This window comes from Streptomyces sp. NPDC030814 (assembly GCF_055572155.1).
The window spans coordinates 75,902-92,595 of record NZ_JBVIDX010000001.1 but is presented as its reverse complement, the minus strand read 5'-3'; the positions used below and the strand labels follow the sequence as shown (position 1 = coordinate 92,595).

The window sequence follows — 16,694 nt, the reverse complement described above, 5'->3', positions numbered from 1 at the left end:
GGTTTTCGAGGCACCTCGCGGCCCACTTCGAGGCAGCGTGCGAAGCCGCCGGACAGGCCTCGGCTCTTCCTGCTCCGCCGCGTCAGACCTCGGGGCGGAGCATCGGCGGGTTGAGGAGGGTGGCGCCACCGGCACGGAAGAGCTGGGCGGGACGGCCGCCCTGCCGGGTTGTCGTGCCACCGGTCGGCACCAGGAAGCCGGGCGTGCCCGTCACCTTGCGGTGGAAGTTGCGCGGGTCGAGCGCCACGGCCCACACCGCCTCGTAGACACGGCGCAGCTCACCGACGGTGAACTCCGGCGGGCAGAAGGCGGTCGCCAGCGAGGAGTACTCGATCTTCGAACGGGCGCGCTCCACACCGTCCGCGAGGATCTGCGCGTGGTCGAAGGCCAGCGGCGCCACCGGCTCTCCGTCGCGCCCATAGCCACCCTGCGCCAGCAACTCCTCGACGGGCGCCCAGCGAGCGCTGTTGGCGTCGCCACCCGGCCGGGGTGCGGGCAGGTCGGGGGCGAGTGCGAGGTGGGCGACGCTGACGACCCTCATCCGAGGGTCACGCTTCGGATCGCCGTAGGTCGCCAACTGCTCCAGGTGCGCGCCGTTGTCCTGCGCGGGGGCGGACGGGTCGTGGGCGGTCAGCCCGGTCTCCTCGGACAGCTCCCGTGCGGCGGCCTGTGACAGATCCTCGTCGGGCCGTACGAAGCCGCCGGGCAGCGCCCACCGCCCCTGGAAAGGCTGTTCGCCCCGCCGCACAGTCAGCGCGCACAGCGCGTGGCGGCGGACGGTCAGCACGACCAGGTCGACGGTGACGGCGAAGGGCGGGTAGTCCGACGGGTCGTAGGGCATGCCGCGATCATAGTCGTCTTCCTGACGATAAACACTCCCTTCAGGGGTCGCTTCCCATCTTGATCCGCTTCTGTCCGACGTCCGACTCATGATCCACCACTCGCCTTCGCGACATCCGCACAGGCGTGGTCCGGTCAAGCGTCCTACCAGGTCACACTCCCAACTGCAGACCGCGGGCCGCTTCCTCGACCATGGCGAGCCCCAGTCTGCTGACGCGCACGGCGAAGCGGGCTCCGGCCACGCGCAGGCCCGTCAGGCCGATCTCGCCCAGCGGAGCACTGCTCACCGGACGCAACGTCACCGTGCCGGCCGGGGCGTCCGGGCGGATGCCGACGAGGGTGGCGAGCAGCAGCACACCCGAGGCTGCCGCCGTCGCGGCCGGTCGGCAGGCCGCCGGATGCGGCAGGGGCGCGCCACCCGCCGTGCGCTGCTCCCCCGCGTACATCTCCGGCAGCCGGTGGCCGAATCTCTCGGCCGCCGCCAGCACTCCCCGCACCAGCGAACTCGCCTCCTTCTCATAGCCCGCCGCCGCGAGCCCGGCGACCGCGATCGCCGTCTCCTGCACGCGCACGGCGCCGCTGCGATGCCCGAACGGGTTGTACGCCGACTCCTTCGCGCCGAGGCTCCGCAGCCCCCACCCGGAGTCCATGGCAGGCCCTCCGAGCAGCCGTGCGAGCTGTTCGGTCTGCACCGTGTCGAGCAGGCCCGGAGCCTGACGGCCCTCGCTGAGCAGCCCCGTGTCGAGGAGGTGGGCGGCGGCCGCGCCCAGATGCGACACGAGGCGCCCGGCCGGGGTGCGGGCAGCGGCGGGGCGGCCGCCGCTGCGGTCCTCGACCCAGAAGTCCGCCCGGAATCGGGTGCGCAGCCGTATCGCCCATTCCCTCAGCTCGTCCCCGCCGGGTCGGCGGTACGCGTCGAGCAGGTCGGCGCCCAGCAGCGCGGCACGATGGGCGTGCGCCTGGGTCTCGCAGCGCAGAGGCCCGCCGGGACGTGGGTCGGCCAGATAGGTTCCGCCTGCGACGGTGGTCCGCAACCACCGCAGGCAGCGCTCGGCGGCCGGCAGCAGTTCCTCGGCCTCCTGGTCGGGAAGCCCCCAGCGTCGGGCCTCGGCCAGGAGCACAGGAAAGAGAAGGGTGGCTTCGGTTCCGGTGCAGCCCGGCGGCAGATGAGGGCCGGCGTCCCTCCGCGGGCCGGGAATCATGCCCGACTGCGCGGCCGGGCCGGAGAGTTGGATGCGGGCCAGGGTACGCAGTGTGCCCGCCGCCAGACGCGTGCCGAGGGGCAGGGTCATCCGGGCCGCGATCAAGGCGTCGGCCGGGGCCATGCCGCACCGCCAGGGCGCGCCCGCCGCGAGGTGGGTGTCGGACGGGTTCGCGGGGTCGCGCAGCAGCAGAGCCTGCAGATCCTCCAGGCAGGTGTGCAGCAGTACCCCCACCCGGGGGTCGTCACCCGCGGCCTCCGCCTGGGCGAGGGGACTCGTGGCGCCGCGTCCCACCGGTCTGACGGGGCCAGCCCCGTCCGGCCGTACTCGTAGCTCCACGCTGCGCGAGCCTCCGGGGGGTAGCTCCAACTCCCAGCGCAGCAGTCCGGCGGAGGCGAGTGCGTCGGTGGGCGGCGGGGTGGCGGTGACGGTCGAGTGGCCGGTGGCACAGGACCAGCGCAGGCCTGAGTCACGCACGCCGGCGGGCAGCTCCGGCCCGGCGCTGCCGGAGGCGACGGCGCCCAGTTCGGCGAGGTCCGTGCCGAGGGACACCTCGACGGGCAGACGCATGGGGCGGCGGGTCGTACTGTGCAGGGTGATCCGCTCGGTGCCGTCCGCGTGGCGCATGCGCTCGACCATGACGTCGGGATCGGGACCGGCGTCGGCGGAGACGCGCAGTGTTCCCACGAAGCGGGCTCGATCGGCCGTGACCATCCGTGCCTGCACGGGGACGGGCTCCCGGCCGGCCACCCGGATCCGGCAGCGGGAAAGCATGCGCCGACCCCCGCGGTAGAAGCCCTCAAGCCCTTCTCCGGTCAGCTGACCGTGTTCACCGGAGATCGCGAGGCCGGGCAGAGCGACGCAGATCAACGTGGTGTGGGCAGGGGGCAGCTCCGTGGGGCGTCGGGGGGCGGGAAGCGACGGTTGGGGGGTGGCCGAACCTCCCGGGGGGACGAAGGCCGGTGGAGTGGGGGCGCCGGGGCCGGCCGCCGGGAACCCCGCTCCGCTCGGCCTCCTCGGGCGCACGCCGGTGGCAGGAGGCGACGGGCTCCACGTCTCCGGGCGCTGTTTCGTGACGCCTCCTCCACCACGAGTGCGGGGAGTCGGCTGACTGAGCCGGCGGAACGACGGGGGGTCGCCGTAGGCATCGGGCAAGGAAGGCAGTGACATGAAGGGGCTTCTTCCGCGTTCGGCGCGCGTGGGGTGCGCTCGGCACCGGGTGGAGAACGGCGGTGGGTCGGGACGATGCGGCGGCAAGGGCCGGCCATGGATACCGCCACTCAGGTGAACGGAGCGGCTCCACTCGGGGTCACGGCCCCCCGCCCGGGAAGCGCAGGGAACGGCGATCGGGGGGCACCCTGGGGAAGGGACACGCGCTCGCACCGGTTGGGAGGCGTGGCGACGGAGATGGGTCCGCCGGGCTGGACCGCCGAGCTGATGGAGGGCGCCGGGTGGGACCCGGCTGGTGCTGATGTGCTCGGGCGGAATGCGGACGGTGGCGACGTGCTGAGGTGAACCCCTGGCCTGGACGGAGTCCTCATGCCTCCCCTTCCGGCTGCGTGCGTCGGCCGTCGGCACGGTGGCGGGCCCGGGCCCGGCCGCTGGGACCGTCGGCGGCACGCCCTGGGCGTCGACCGCCCGGAGAAGAGGTGCCATCGGTGGAACGCGGACGACGTGCCTGGGCCGTGCCCGGGGATCGCCGGGCGGCGCGGTCGCCGGAGCTCCGCTCCGGTCGCGGCCGACGTCGGCGCCGTGCGCCGGTGCCGCACGGCTTGTCCGCGGATGCCACCTCCTTCGGCTGTCCCACCACGCCCGGTCCGCCGTCGGCGCCCACCCCCGCCGTGGCCGTCGGCAGGTCGCGTCCCCTGCGTTCCGCGCGGAGGCAGCGGCGGATCGACTCGGGGTCCAGGCCCTCGTTGCAGGCCTGGTGGAGGAGGCGGGCGAAGAGGTAGTCGCGGTCGGCAGCGAGGGCCATGGCGAGGGCTTCACGGGCCTCCAGTTCGTCGCCGGTTGACCAGGCCACCCAGCCGACCAGCGTGAGAGCGGCGGCGGCGTGCTCTCCGTAGGGGCCTACACAACGGCGGGCGAGCGCGCGCCAGAGTCGCAGAGCGGGGCCCGCCTCGTCGCCCTCCATCCACTCGGCGGCCCGATCCCGGGTCGCCCTGTCCTGGAGACCGAGAATCATGGTCGCGGCGTCGTCATGACCGATCAGTTCGTCGTCGCGCAGGTCCGCGTCGAGGGTGCCGGACACGGTCGGGGCGGCCGCGAGACGTTCCATGGCGCGCTGGGCCACCGCGAGCGTCTCCTCGGCCACGTCCACACGGCTTTCCGCGTCGAGGATGCGCGGGACGAGGGAGGCCTGGGCGGCGTCGAGCGCGGCCTCCTGCTGCAGCGCGGCCGCGGTCTCCCACGGCAGGAGCCTCGCCCGCAGTTCCCGAAGGGAACCGCGCACCTGAAGACCCGCGTAGGTGGCGGCGGCGGCCAGTACCGAGGTGCCCGGCAACCCCATCGTCTGGCCTTCCGGCGAACAGCATCCGTTGCCCGGGCAGCAGTACGACCAGAAGCGGCCGCCGGAGATGCACAGTGCCTCGACCACCGGGACGTCGAGGGCGCCGCTGGCCCTGCGCAGGAGCTGGGCCAGCGGCCGCAGGCGCTCCATGACGTCGCGCGCCGACTCGCCGTTCGCCGGGTCCTGGCACAGGAAGGCGACCATGCTCTCCGGTTTGGCGCCTCGGCGCTCGCTGCCGGTCACCAGTCCACGGGCCAGCTGTTGCGCCACCGACGGCCAGTCGTCCGTCTGGGGCGGGATGCCGAGCCGGGCCCGCCCACCGAACCGCCCCTTCGCGTCGCAGTCGTGCAGCGCGACGAGGACGATGCTGTCCTCGGGGCGATAGCCGAGCAGGTACGGCAGGGCGTCGGCGAGCTCGGCCGGGGTTCGCAACGTGACCTGCTGCTCGTCGCAGGGGCCGGCGGCCGCACCGTGCCCCGCATATGTCCTGGATTCATCATGCCCGACGAGCGGGGTGGACCCGTCGGGTGCTGAAGCGTGACCCATGAGCGGGGCCGTCCCGTCAGGTACCGAGGCGTGTTCCAGGGGCTCGTCGTGCCCCGGGTGAGGCCGCGACTCCCGGTCGTCGTACGCGGCGGTCTCCCGGCGCCCGCTCCATCCGTTCTGCCCGCTGATGTCACCGTTGCCGGGAGTCCCTGCCGCTTCGCTGTGATTCGTCATGCGGCGACCATCTCGCGGATCTCGAAATTCCGCTGCGCCCTGTGGATAAGTCCGACCATGGCCACGTCAGAGGTTGTCCACAGACCTGGTCTGCTCGTCCGCGCCATGTCCGAGGCATCGGATTGCATGAGGCCATGAGCGACGCGAAAGAGTTGCGGGTCAGCCGTCAGCACGTCCGCCCGTCTGCGCGGGCGACCGGATCAGCCCGCCGTGGCGAGAACCAGGGGCAGGACCTGACCGGCGCCCGCTCGGCGCAGCAGCCGGGCGGAGACCGCGAGGGTCCAGCCGGAGTCGACGTAGTCGTCCACGAGCAGCACGGGTCCCGAGGCCCGTGCGAGGGATCCGGCCAGCTCCTCCGGAACGGTGAGGGCGGCGGAGAGGGCCTGGAGGTGTCGGGCGGAATTGCTGCGGCGTGCCGATCGCTCGCCGCCCTGCGCGGTGTACCCGAGGCTGCCGAGGAAGGGCAGGTGGCCGATGGCGGCGACGCGTTCGGCAAGCGAGGCGACGAGCCGAGGGCGACGCACGGAGGGCATGGCGACGACCCCCACCGGCCGGGCGGACGCGCCGGGACCGTCGGACGCCCAGCCTTCCGGGGACCGCGCCCAGTCGGCGAGGACCGTCACCACGGCCTTGAGGACATCGTCGGGGACGGGTCCGTCGGGCGCGTTCTCGGCGAGCAGCGGACGCAGCCGGTTGCCCCACCCGATGTCCGAGAGCCGCCCCAGGGCGCGCCCGGTGGAGCACTGTTCGGTGACAGGGATACGGCCCTTGAGGTCGACGCCCAGTGCGGGCATCCCTGTCGGCCACATCTTGCGCGGCTCGACCTCGACCCCCGGGCGGGCCAGTTCCTGGGTCGCGCTGGTCAGCGTTTCGGCCGTGACGGAGGAATCGGCCCAGGCTCCTGCGCAGTTGTCGCACCGGCCGCACGGGGCGGCCCCCTCGTCGTCGAGCTGCCGGCGCAGGAATTCCATCCGGCACCGGGATGTGCTCACGTAGTCGCGCATGGCCTGCTGCTCGGCCGCCCGCTGTTTGGCGACCCACGCGTACCGCTCGGAGTCGTAGAACCAGGGCTCGCCGGTGGAGATCCACCCGCCCTTGACCCGCTTGACCGCCCCGTCCACGTCGAGCACCTTGAGCATGGTCTCCAGGCGGGTACGCCGAAGGTCCACGGACGTCTCCAGGGCCGGCACCGACAGTGGCCGTCCCGCCTCGGCGAGGGCCGTGAGGGTCTGCCGGACCTGCGCCTCGGGCGGGAAGGCGGTGTCGGCGAAGTACCGCCAGATGGCCTCGTCCTCCTTGCCCGGCAGCAGCAGCACATCGGCGTGGGCCACACCGCGCCCCGCACGCCCCACCTGCTGGTAGTAGGCGATCGGCGAGGACGGCGAACCGAGATGGACCACGAAACCCAGATCCGGCTTGTCGAAACCCATGCCCAGGGCCGAGGTCGCGACCAGCGCCTTCACCCGGTTCTCCTGGAGGTCGGCCTCAGCCTGGAGCCGGTCGGCGTTCTCCGTGCGCCCGGTGTAGGACGCCACCTCGAAGCCCCGCTGCCGCAGGAAGGCGGTGGCCTCCTCGGCGGCGGCCACCGTGAGGGCGTAGATGATCCCGGAACCGGGCAGCTCCTCCAGGTGCTCCGCCAGCCAGGCCAGCCGGTGGGCCGCGTCGGGCAGGCGGACGACCCCGAGGCGGAGGCTCTCCCGTTCCAGCGGGCCGCGCAGCACCAGGGCCTCCCCGCCACCGGTGCCCAACTGCTCGGCCACATCGGCCGTCACTCGCGCATTGGCGGTGGCCGTGGTGGCGAGCACCGGCACCCCGGGGCGGAGTTCGGCCAGCATCGCCCTCAACCGGCGGTAGTCGGGGCGGAAGTCATGCCCCCAGTCGGAGATGCAGTGCGCCTCGTCCACCACCAGCAGACCAGTGGTGGCGGCGAGCCCGGGCAGCACATGCTCGCGGAAGTCAACGGAGTTGAGGCGCTCCGGGCTGACGAGGAGGACATCGGCCTCACCGCGCTCGACCTCTCCGTAGACGGACTCCCACTCCTCCGGGTTGGCCGAGTTGATGGTGCGCGCCTGGATGCCCGCACGTGCCGCCGACTCGACCTGGTTGCGCATCAGCGCCAGCAGCGGCGAGACGATCACCGTCGGGCCGGACCCGCGGCGGCGCAGCAGAGCGGTGGCGACGAAGTACACCGCCGACTTGCCCCAGCCGGTGCGCTGCACCACCAGGGCACGACGGCGCTCCTCCACGAGGGCCGCCACCGCCTGCCACTGGTCCTCCCGGAGCCTCGCCGACCCCGTGGGGTCGCCGACGAGCTCGGCGAGGATGGCGTCGGCTTCGGCGCGGAGCTTCTCGGTGTCCATGCCCCCATGCAACCCGATACCTCGGACACTCAGCCACCTCACCCCCCGCGACCCTTCCCTCACAAGCAGCCACCGTCGGCTCCACGCCGGGGATCGAGGTGTCAACAGCGCGTGGAGCCCCGTCACCGAGGGCGTTGCCGACGACTCCCACGGGGCGGGGATATAAACGGTGGATCACCACAAAACCGCCAGTGGCCCCAATTGCTCGTTGCCGCAACCAAGTTCGGCAGGAAGAATTGAGGTCCGCTCCCCGCACGGCCCACCGGTGAATCGGTAGGGCTTCTGCTGCGGCGTGCGCTCCCCCAGTCCGACCCCGCCCGCAGTGCGGGCGCGTAGCCGAAGGGAGGATCGTGACCTTCGGATTCGCTCCGTCCTCGGCGGCCTCCATGTCGACGTCTGCCGACCTGCCCGCCGCTTCCGCCAACCGGTTGCTCGAGCCCGCGGAATGGGCCGCCGCCGGGATTCCGCTGCTGCGAAATCCCCGGGAGGTCGTCAGCGGACTGCACGCGCGCCATCAGCCCCGGCCCGCGACGGCGGTCATCGCCGTGCTGGACCCGGACGAACGGCTGCGGGCGAGTGCCTCGTTCATCCGGCGGCCGGCCCCGGCGGACGGCTGGATGTTCCGTAACGCCCTGCTCGCGCAGTTGCGCCGGGTCATCCCGCACGACCTGCGCCGGCGCACGCCGGTACGGACGGCCGTACTGCTGTACTGCCGCGACGGGGACGCGCGTTGGACGGAGGAGGACGGGGCGTGGATGTGGGGACTGCGGGACGCCTGCACTCTGCACGGGCTGCGCTGCGGGGCGTACATCACGCTGACACGTGACGGCTGGCAGGTTCTCGGCGAGGGCCGTGGCGGCCGCCGCCCCCACGCGGACTCTCCGGCCGAGCCGTTCGCCACGGCCGTGGCACCGCCGCCGATCCCGCGCACCGGCGGGGTGGCCTCCGAGGTGCTCCGCCGAGCGGCGGCACGCTGACCCGAGGGCCTTCGGGCCCTCCGTTCACGACGGGACGACGGAACCGACGACCTGCCCGTCCCCAGTTCAGGCCACCACGTGCACTCCCCCCACGGGAGGCCGGCGTTCCCCGCGCGCACCCCGTGCACACAGCCGCAGGCATGCGTACGGCCACAGGCGCGCGCCCCGCACCCGCACCCGCACCCGCACCCGCACCCGCACCCGCACCCGCCGAGCCTTGCCCACCGCAGCGCAGAGGCACAGGTGGCACCCCGCGGCCCGGCCTGCGGAGGCACGCGAAACACCCCGCCGGCGCGCCGAAGCGCCCCGTTGCGGGGTGTGGCCGTCGTGGCGCCCTGGGGCCGCGCCGGGCGCGCGCCCCTCCCCGGCCGGCCCTGGCGGGCATACCGGGTGGAGCCGCGGTCGGTCAGACGCCGGCGCCCAGTACCGCGTTGATCTTCTGCGGGTCGCCACAGACGATCAGCAGCGCACGAGCCCGGCCGAGAGCCTGCGGCAGTGTCTGCGCGGTGATGGAGTCGGCGCCGCCGTTGACGGCGACCACGACCACGGGACGCGGCGCGGCCCTCCCGACGGCGGAGGCGTCGGCGTAGAAGACGTCGTCGCCCGCGTCGTGCTGGGCCCAGTACGCGCTCTCGCCGAAGGACAGTTCGTGGGCGGCCCACGGATGCTGCTCACCGGTGGTGATCACCAGCACGTCACCGGGGGCGCGCCCCGAATCCAGCAGCAGGTCGACGGCTTCCTCCGCGGCGTCCAGCGCACCCTCGGCCGAGGCCGGGATCAGCTGGATCTGCGGAGTGGCGGCCGGAGCGGACGGCCCGGGCTTGGCCGCGGTGTGCGACGCGCGCTGGGCCGGCACCGGCCGGGCGGGACCCGGGCGGCCGGGACGCGGCGGAGCCGCGGGACGGGGTCCGGGTACGGGACGGGGGGTCGGCGCGACGCGGCCGCTGGCCGGAGTGGCACGCGGACCCTGGGCACTCTCGTGAATCTGAGGCTCCTCGGGAATGAGAGGCATGAGCTGATGTTTATCAAACGCCGCTGCGACTCGCGTCGGCGGGTGGCACATGAGTGCGAACGAAATCCGTCAGAAATCGAAGCCGAGCTGCCCCTCGATCTCCGGAACGCTTCCGTCCGCCCAGTTGCGGACCTTCTTGAGGTGCCGCCACTGGGGCAGCGCATCAAGATACGCCCACGACAACCGGTGGTGCGGGGTGGGTCCCCGCTCCGCCAGAGCGGCCTTGTGCACGGGCGACGGATAACCGGCGTTGGCCGCGAAACCGAAGTCTGCATGCTCGACACCCAGTTCGGCCATCATTTTGTCGCGCCGAACCTTGGCGATCACCGAGGCCGCGGCGACGGCGACGCAGGACTGGTCGCCCTTGATCACCGTACGGACCTGCCAGGGCGAACCGAGGTAGTCGTGCTTGCCATCGAGGATGACCGCGTCCGGACGCACCGGAAGCGCGTCCAGGGCCCGTACGGCGGCGAGCCGCAGCGCAGCGGTCATCCCCAGATCGTCGATCTCCTCCGGGGAGGCGTGACCGAGGGCGTACGACGTCACCCACTTCAGCAACTCCTCGGCGAGCGCCTCGCGGCGCTTGATCGTCAGGAGCTTGGAGTCGGTGAGGCCCTCGGGCGGTCGGCGCAGTCCGGTGACCGCCGCGCAGACGGTGACGGGTCCGGCCCACGCACCTCGCCCCACCTCGTCGACACCGGCAATGACCTTCGCTCCGGTCGTGGCGCGCAGGGAGCGCTCGACGGTGTGAGTAGGTGGTTCGTACGGCATGGCGCCCTTAGCCTACGCCGCCCGTAAGGCCGTGCGACACCCAGGTTCCCGGGGCGGCCGCGACCCCGCGGCCGGGCCGGGTCAGGTGCCCGGCGAGCGCAGCAGCGGCACCATGAGCTGGTCGACCATCTCCGCGATCTCCCGCTCACTCCATTCGCTGCCGCACAGCTTCGAGCGGTACATCATCATGGCGGGAATCGCGTCGAAGACATACCCGTTGGCCGCGTCGGGACGCACCTCGCCACGCCGGATTCCGCGCTCCAGGACCTCCCGCAGCAGCTTTACCGTGGGCTCGATGACACCCTCGACGATCACGGCGTGGAAGCGCTCCGCCTGAAGGGTGTCGCATTCGTGAATCACCGAGCGCAGGGCGAACCCGGGGCGCGAGAACATCGCCTCGCGGGCCTGCCGGCACAGGTCCAGGAGGTCGTCGCGCACATTTCCCCGGTCGGGCGCCTCGTCGAAGCGCGGCAGCCCGGCCTGGAGCGCGTCCGCGACGAGGTCCTCCTTGGACGGCCAGCGCCGGTAGACCGCGGCCTTGCCCGTCTGGGCGCCCGCGGCGACGCCCTCCATGGTGAGGCCGCTCCAGCCGACCGTGCTCAGCTGTTCCAGCGCGGCGTCGAGGATCGCGCGTTCGAGTACGGCGCCGCGCCGGCGCGGGGAGGCCGTCTGTGCGGGAGCGGCCGTCCAGCGCGAAGTGACCATCTGTGTTTCTCCGTTGAGCCTGGGGTGGGGATCTCGGCGGTGCGAGCGGACTGTCGAGGCATGCCACGGCGGCGACTTCGGTGAACGCTTGCGTTCACTAAGGGGGACTCACTACCGTGGACGCGACAGTGAACGCGAGCGTTCACTAAGGCACTTGTGGGGGACCCATAGTGACGACCTCTCCGTTGATTCAGCATCAGAAGCCGGGAGCAGCCCGCCGGGAGGGGCGTCCCGGCATCGCGCTCACGGTCATCGCGGCCTGCCAACTCATGGTGGTACTGGACGCGACGATTGTGAACATCGCGCTCCCGCACATTCAAGACTCGCTCAAGTTCAGCACCACCGACCTGACATGGGTGGTCAGCGCGTACACGCTGACCTTCGGCGGTCTGCTGCTCCTGGGGGGCCGGGCCGGGGACATCCTCGGCCGCCGCCGTGTCTTCATGACCGGCATTCTCGTCTTCACCCTCGCCTCGCTCCTCGGCGGTCTGGCCCAGGAACCCTGGCAGTTGCTGGCCGCACGCGCCCTCCAGGGCGTCGGTGGCGCGATCGCGTCGCCGACCTCCCTGGCGCTGATCACGACGACGTTCCCGGAAGGGCCCGAGCGGAACCGGGCGTTCGGGGTCTTCGCCGCCGTCTCGGCGGGCGGCGGGGCCATCGGTCTGCTGGCGGGCGGCATGCTCACCGAATGGCTCGACTGGCGCTGGGTGCTCTTCGTCAATGTGCCCATCGGTGTGCTGATCGCCGTGCTCACGCCGATGTACATCAGTGAGTCGGAGCGGCACCCCGGACGGTTCGACATCGCGGGCGCACTCACGTCGACGGCCGGGATGGCCTCCCTGGTGTACGGCTTCATCCGGGCGGCCGAGGAGGGCTGGCGGGACGGTCTGACCATCGGTTCCTTCGCGGCGGCGGTGGTCCTGCTGCTCGCGTTCGGCTATATCGAGAGCCGGGCCAAGGAGCCGATCACCCCGCTGCGGATGTTCGCCGACCGCAACCGCTCGGGCACGTATGTGATCATGCTGAGCCTGGCTGCGGCGATGTTCGGCATGTTCTTCTTCATCGTGCTGTTCGTGCAGAACGTACTGCGGTACACACCGATCGAGGCCGGTCTGGCCTTCCTGCCGGTGACCGTCGCGATCGTCACCGGCGCCGGTCTGTCGCAGCGGTTCCTGCCGGTGCTGGGTCCGAAGCCGTTCATGCTGGGCGGCTCGACGCTGGTCGCGCTGGGGCTGGCCTGGCAGACCCTCATCAGCCCCGACAGCTCCTACGTCAGCGGCGTACTCGGCCCGATGCTGCTGTTCGGCTTCGGCATGGGGCTGAACTTCGTGACGCTCACCCTCACCGCCGTCTCCGGGGTCGCCCCGCACGAGGCGGGCGCGGCGTCCGGTCTGCTCAACGCCACGCAGCAGGTGGGCGGATCGCTGGGTCTGTCCATCCTCACCACGGTCTTCGGTACGGCCAGCCGTGAAGAGGGGGAGAAACAGGCGCAGCTGTTCCTCGCGGAGGCGTCGGCCGAGCAGAAGGCCGAGTTCGCCAGGACGCAGCAGCTTCCGGCCCCCTGGAGCCATGAGGTGCTCGCCCATGGCATCGCGACGGCGTTCATCCCCGCCATCGCGATGGCCGTCCTCGCCCTGGTCACCGCCGCGGTCGTCATCAGGGTCCGCAAGAGCGACCTGGACGCCCTCGCGGGAACGGCGGGCCCCGCCGGAGGCTGACCGCCGCCTGCGGACGCCGGACACACCCGGAGGCCGAGGCCGAGGGGTGTGTCCGGCGTGCGGGCCACGTCTCGTCGCCGGCCCTCAGAGACAGGGCTCAGCGGTACAGGGCTGAGCGGACACAGCTCAGCGGTACAGCGTCTCCGTCTCCAGGCCTCCGCACGCAGGCCCGCTCGCCCCCGGCGACACCGGCCGCTCCTCCAGGATGCGCCGGGCCTTGGCCTCTCCCCAGCTCGTGGCGTACCAGGGGGTGTCCCGCTCCTCCTTCAGCTCGGCGTCGATGTCCCACAGAGCGCACGAACGCATGGGCTCCTCCAGCCGGTCCAGGACGGGTACGGCGTCGGCGGACAGTCCCCTCGCGTACTCGAGGTCGAAGCGGCCCGTGGTCTCGTACCGCTCGACGTTGCGCTCGGCGATCAGCTCGTCCGGCGACCCGAACCCGAACGCGAGCACCCCGGCGACGGCGCCGGCCGCCACGGCACGCGGCAGCCACCGGGCACCCCACACCCCGGCCGCCATGATGAGCGCGATGACCAGGCCGAGCCACAGCTCCACGGCCACCACCGAGATCCTCAGTCGCGTCAGCCCATAGGCCTCCACATACATGTCCATACGGCGCACCGCGGATGCCACGACGACGAGCGCCAGCGCGCACAGGGTTCCCAGCACCGCCCGGACAAGCGTGCGGTCACTCGATCGGGTGCGCGGCGCCCAGTGCAGGGCCACGGCGATGACCTGCAGGGTGAGCAGGGTGGCGATGAGCAGTTGCCAGAATCCCTGACGCGCGTACTGGGCGTAGGTCAGCCCGGTTTCCGCCAGCACGGCGTCATAGCCCCCGAAGAGCACGGCGAGCTGAACGGCGTTGAAGACGGCGAAGAGGGCGATGAGTCCGACCAGCGGGAGCGCCCACTCGACGCGGCCACGGGCTCGTCCGGCAGGCACCTGGACCTCGTCCCAGCGGGTCGGCGCCGCGGCCGTGCGGGCTGCGGCGAGCGTCCCGAAGAGGCCCAGCATGAGCAGCAGGACCCGCCAGGGTCCGTCCTCCGTGGAGACGTCGGGCACCAGGGCGCCGAGGAGGTCGGCGAAGGCTGCGTCCGCCTGGGCGAACAGCACCCCGAAGACCAGTAGCAGACCCGCGGCCACGGCCAGCGCCCGCAGCACGGGTCCCACCTTGCTCCGGTCGCCGCCCGCACGGTCCCGCAGCCCCTGCCACGCCCAGGCGGGGCCGGTGACCACGGCCGTGAACACACCGACGGGGCCGAGCAGGACGGCCGGCCAGGTGCGGCCGCCGTGCAGGGCGAGCGACCCCGCCGCGAGCGCGGTGACGACCGCGAGGATCGAAGGCCACTCGGCAGCCCGCACGGCGGGCACCACCAGCAGGGCGAGCCCTCCCGCACCCCACACGAGCGACCATGCGCGTGGCCGCCGACCGGCCCGTCGCCCGGCGAAGTACACGGCCAGCGTGGCGGGCACGGCGACGACCAGCAGGTTGACCGCCATCCCGTCCCCGAGCAGCAGCATGCTGAGCAGACCGGTGGCCAGCGCGGCCCAGAGCGTCGCGGTACGGATCGGCGCGGGCTCCTCGCCCCCCGGTCCGGCCGGCCGCAGCGGCGTGGGCGGCGCCTCGTGGGAGGACGGCTCCGCCCTGGCGACCGACCGCATGGAACCGGGCCCGGCGCCGCCGCCAGTCGGACCGCGCCCGGCACGGCGGTCCGTCGGCCCGGACCCGGCGGAGGGCCGTATCGACTCGGCCCTGCCCACCCGGCCCGGCGATTCGGACTCAGCCGCCCCGTTCGACTCTGTCCCAGCAGCCTTGCTCGTGGGCGACGACCCGGCAGGGCGGCGCTCCGCCGCGGCGTCCGGGGGCGCTTGCGCCTCCGAGCCGCCTTCATCACCCGAGGCTCGCACCCCGGGCGTTCGTCCGTCGGATCCGGACGCGGCTGGCGTGGACGGTGGTTCGGACATGGGACCCCCTCCCCCGACCGGCTCTCATCGCCCCCGGGCGCAGCGTCTCGCTGCGGTGGTGGGCTCGTGGCCGGTGTCTCGGCGCCGCGCCTGGCCAAGATCAACAGCGGCGTGCCGGACAGGCTATGCGGCACGACAAGCGGTGACAGAGGCCGAGAAGCACTCTGTGGCACGCCTGTGACACTTGCGGCGGTTGTGACCACGGAGACGAGGGAAGCGCGCTCTGCCGCCGCCTGGCTCCGCCGAAAGCCGCCTTCTCCCCCGCGAACACCGGGAAGACGGAAATCACCGAAAGGCCGAAGCGCCCGGCAGGCCTCCGGCGTCTCTAGTGGACGGGTGCCCAGGCCGGCAGGTCCTCCGTCTGGTCCACCCAGGCAGCGGGAGGCGCGCCGCCCTTGCCGCCGGAGGCGACCACTCCCCCGACGATTGCGCAGGTCGTGTCGACATCACCGCCCGCCTGGGCTGTGGTCCAGAAGGCCGTTTCATAGTCACCGAGGGCGCGTGCGGCCGACCAGAGCGCGAACGGCACGGTGTCGTGCGCCGTCGTACGCCGACCGCATCCCAGTACGGCCGCGACGGTGTCGGCGTCGCCGTAGTCGAGCATGTCCCGCGCACGCCGCAGCCCCGCGCCGACGGCGCTCTTCGGGACGAGCGCGACGACACCGTCGAGCAGCGCCTCGGGGGTCGGCGCCCCCGCCGGGTCGGCCGCCAGGGCGGCGGCCGCGGCGACGGCCATGGCCCCGACGACGGCCTCGCGGTGCTGGTGCGTGGGGTAGGCGGAGATCTCCGCCTGATGCGTCGCCTGCTCGGGGTCGTCGGCGTACCAGGCGCCCAGCGGGGCGATCCGCATGGCCGCGCCGTTGCCCCATGACCCCTGGCCGTTGAAGAGCGCGGAGGCCAGTTCACGCCAGTCGCCGCCCTCGCGAACCAGCCGCAGCAGGCGGTTGACCGCGGGCCCGTAGCCACGGTCGAAGTCGTGGTGGACGGCGAAGGAGCGGGCGAGCTCGTCCTGGTCGATCCGGTGGTGTACGGCGAGAACGGCCACGACGGAGCAGGCCATCTCGGTGTCGTCCGTCCACTGCCAGGGTCCGGGCGGGGTCTCGCGGCGCTTGAGCAGCGGATAGTTCACCGGCACGAAGTACTGCGAGCCCAGCGCGTCCCCCACCGCGAGTCCACGCAAGCTGGCCAGGGCACGCTCCAGGCGGCCTTCGGGAGAGGAGTCAGCGGTCATCGCCCTGCCACTCTAACTGGTGGGTCCGTACGATTCCGGGTCACGCCAGCGGTCGAACGGCCGGTCGAGGGTGTACTTGCCGTTCTCACCGAGCACGAGCATCCGCATCTCCGCGTTCCCCGGGTTCGACAGGGACTCGAACTCGGCGACCGTCCAGTGGAACCAGCGCATGCAGAACAGCCGCATGGCGAGCCCATGGGTCACTATCAGGACGTTCGGCGGGTGGTTGGGGTCCTCGAAGCTGCGGAACAGGCTCTCCAGGAAGTTGCCGACCCGGTCGTACACGTCGGCCCCGGACTCCCCCTGCGCGAAGCGGTAGAAGAAGTGGCCGTACGCGTCCCGGTAGGCCTTCTGGAGCCGTACGTCCGCCGGGTCCTGCCAGTTGCCCCAGTCCTGCTCCCGCAGTCGGGGTTCCTCGCGTACCCGCACCTGTTCGGGGTCCAGGTGGAAGGCCTGGAAGGTCTCGTGCGTCCGGCGGTACGGGGAGACGTAGACGCTGACCCGCTCCCGGCCGAACAGCTCCCGGAGCCGTTTGCCGGTCTCCTCGGCCTGCTGCCAGCCCAGCTCGGTGAGCGCCAGAGCATGGTCGGGCTCACGCTCGTACACGGTGTCATCAACATTGCCCGTTGACTCGCCGTGCCGGACAAGGACGATGCGCCGTGGTCGTGCCATGCCAAAACCCTA

General features: G+C 72.5%; 12 protein-coding genes. 2 read left to right on the top strand and 10 right to left on the bottom strand.

The features are described from left to right. Positions 1 to 82: 82 nt before the first annotated feature. The 4 genes from ACZ43N_RS00360 to ACZ43N_RS00345 form a co-directional block, all read right to left on the bottom strand. Positions 83 to 841: an NUDIX hydrolase gene (locus ACZ43N_RS00360; RefSeq protein WP_468094098.1), complete on the bottom strand. Its 759-nt coding sequence runs from the start codon at positions 839 to 841 to the stop codon at positions 83 to 85. A gap of 151 nt (positions 842 to 992) precedes the next feature. Then, entirely contained in the window at positions 993 to 2,933 is a 1,941-nt protein-coding gene (locus tag ACZ43N_RS00355) for a glycogen debranching N-terminal domain-containing protein (protein ID WP_468094666.1), read from the bottom strand. Between the two features lie 646 nt (positions 2,934 to 3,579). After that, positions 3,580 to 5,271, bottom strand: a complete 1,692-nt coding sequence (locus ACZ43N_RS00350) for a DUF4192 domain-containing protein (protein WP_468094097.1) — start codon at positions 5,269 to 5,271, stop codon at positions 3,580 to 3,582. A gap of 200 nt (positions 5,272 to 5,471) precedes the next feature. Further along, on the bottom strand, positions 5,472 to 7,631 hold the full coding sequence (locus tag ACZ43N_RS00345) for a RecQ family ATP-dependent DNA helicase (protein WP_468094096.1): 2,160 nt from the start codon (positions 7,629 to 7,631) through the stop codon (positions 5,472 to 5,474). Between the two features lie 350 nt (positions 7,632 to 7,981). On the opposite strand from ACZ43N_RS00345, the gene ACZ43N_RS00340 reads away from it, so the two are divergent. Continuing rightward, positions 7,982 to 8,608, top strand: coding sequence for a hypothetical protein (locus tag ACZ43N_RS00340; RefSeq protein ID WP_468094095.1), 627 nt, complete (start codon positions 7,982 to 7,984; stop codon positions 8,606 to 8,608). Between the two features lie 406 nt (positions 8,609 to 9,014). Here ACZ43N_RS00340 and ACZ43N_RS00335 read toward each other — a convergent pair whose 3' ends face one another. From ACZ43N_RS00335 to ACZ43N_RS00325, 3 genes are all read right to left on the bottom strand, one after another. Continuing rightward, positions 9,015 to 9,620, bottom strand: coding sequence for a hypothetical protein (locus tag ACZ43N_RS00335; protein WP_468094094.1), 606 nt, complete (start codon positions 9,618 to 9,620; stop codon positions 9,015 to 9,017). Positions 9,621 to 9,689: 69 nt separating this feature from the next. Further along, positions 9,690 to 10,391: a ribonuclease HII gene (locus ACZ43N_RS00330; protein ID WP_468094093.1), complete on the bottom strand. Its 702-nt coding sequence runs from the start codon at positions 10,389 to 10,391 to the stop codon at positions 9,690 to 9,692. Positions 10,392 to 10,472: 81 nt separating this feature from the next. Continuing rightward, positions 10,473 to 11,096, bottom strand: coding sequence for a TetR/AcrR family transcriptional regulator (locus ACZ43N_RS00325; RefSeq protein ID WP_468094092.1), 624 nt, complete (start codon positions 11,094 to 11,096; stop codon positions 10,473 to 10,475). A gap of 170 nt (positions 11,097 to 11,266) precedes the next feature. On the opposite strand from ACZ43N_RS00325, the gene ACZ43N_RS00320 reads away from it, so the two are divergent. Beyond that, complete coding sequence (locus ACZ43N_RS00320; protein WP_468094091.1) at positions 11,267 to 12,814, top strand: MFS transporter; 1,548 nt, start codon at positions 11,267 to 11,269, stop codon at positions 12,812 to 12,814. Positions 12,815 to 12,940: 126 nt separating this feature from the next. Here the strand turns inward: ACZ43N_RS00320 and ACZ43N_RS00315 are convergent, their stop codons facing one another. The 3 genes from ACZ43N_RS00315 to ACZ43N_RS00305 form a co-directional block, all read right to left on the bottom strand. After that, positions 12,941 to 14,476 carry a DUF4153 domain-containing protein gene (locus ACZ43N_RS00315; RefSeq protein ID WP_468094090.1) on the bottom strand — a complete coding sequence of 512 codons (1,536 nt, stop codon included), beginning with the start codon at positions 14,474 to 14,476 and terminating at the stop codon, positions 12,941 to 12,943. Positions 14,477 to 15,104: 628 nt separating this feature from the next. Then, a complete protein-coding gene (locus ACZ43N_RS00310; protein ID WP_468094089.1) occupies positions 15,105 to 16,010 on the bottom strand; it encodes an ADP-ribosylglycohydrolase family protein in 906 nt (301 codons plus the stop codon). A 12-nt stretch (positions 16,011 to 16,022) separates the two neighbouring features. Next, the gene (locus ACZ43N_RS00305) at positions 16,023 to 16,682 is read right to left on the bottom strand and encodes a histidine phosphatase family protein (protein WP_468094088.1); all 660 of its coding nucleotides are present in this window, start codon (positions 16,680 to 16,682) and stop codon (positions 16,023 to 16,025) included. Positions 16,683 to 16,694: the final 12 nt, after the last annotated feature.

Coding starts and splice junctions, on each gene's coding strand:
- ACZ43N_RS00360 (WP_468094098.1), bottom strand. CDS start 841: ATGCCCTACGACCCGTCGGACTACCCGCCCTTCGCCGTCACCGTCGAC.
- ACZ43N_RS00350 (WP_468094097.1), bottom strand. CDS start 5,271: ATGACGAATCACAGCGAAGCGGCAGGGACTCCCGGCAACGGTGACATC.
- ACZ43N_RS00345 (WP_468094096.1), bottom strand. CDS start 7,631: ATGGACACCGAGAAGCTCCGCGCCGAAGCCGACGCCATCCTCGCCGAG.
- ACZ43N_RS00335 (WP_468094094.1), bottom strand. CDS start 9,620: ATGCCTCTCATTCCCGAGGAGCCTCAGATTCACGAGAGTGCCCAGGGT.
- ACZ43N_RS00330 (WP_468094093.1), bottom strand. CDS start 10,391: ATGCCGTACGAACCACCTACTCACACCGTCGAGCGCTCCCTGCGCGCC.
- ACZ43N_RS00325 (WP_468094092.1), bottom strand. CDS start 11,096: ATGGTCACTTCGCGCTGGACGGCCGCTCCCGCACAGACGGCCTCCCCG.
- ACZ43N_RS00315 (WP_468094090.1), bottom strand. CDS start 14,476: ATGCGGTCGGTCGCCAGGGCGGAGCCGTCCTCCCACGAGGCGCCGCCC.
- ACZ43N_RS00310 (WP_468094089.1), bottom strand. CDS start 16,010: ATGACCGCTGACTCCTCTCCCGAAGGCCGCCTGGAGCGTGCCCTGGCC.
- ACZ43N_RS00305 (WP_468094088.1), bottom strand. CDS start 16,682: ATGGCACGACCACGGCGCATCGTCCTTGTCCGGCACGGCGAGTCAACG.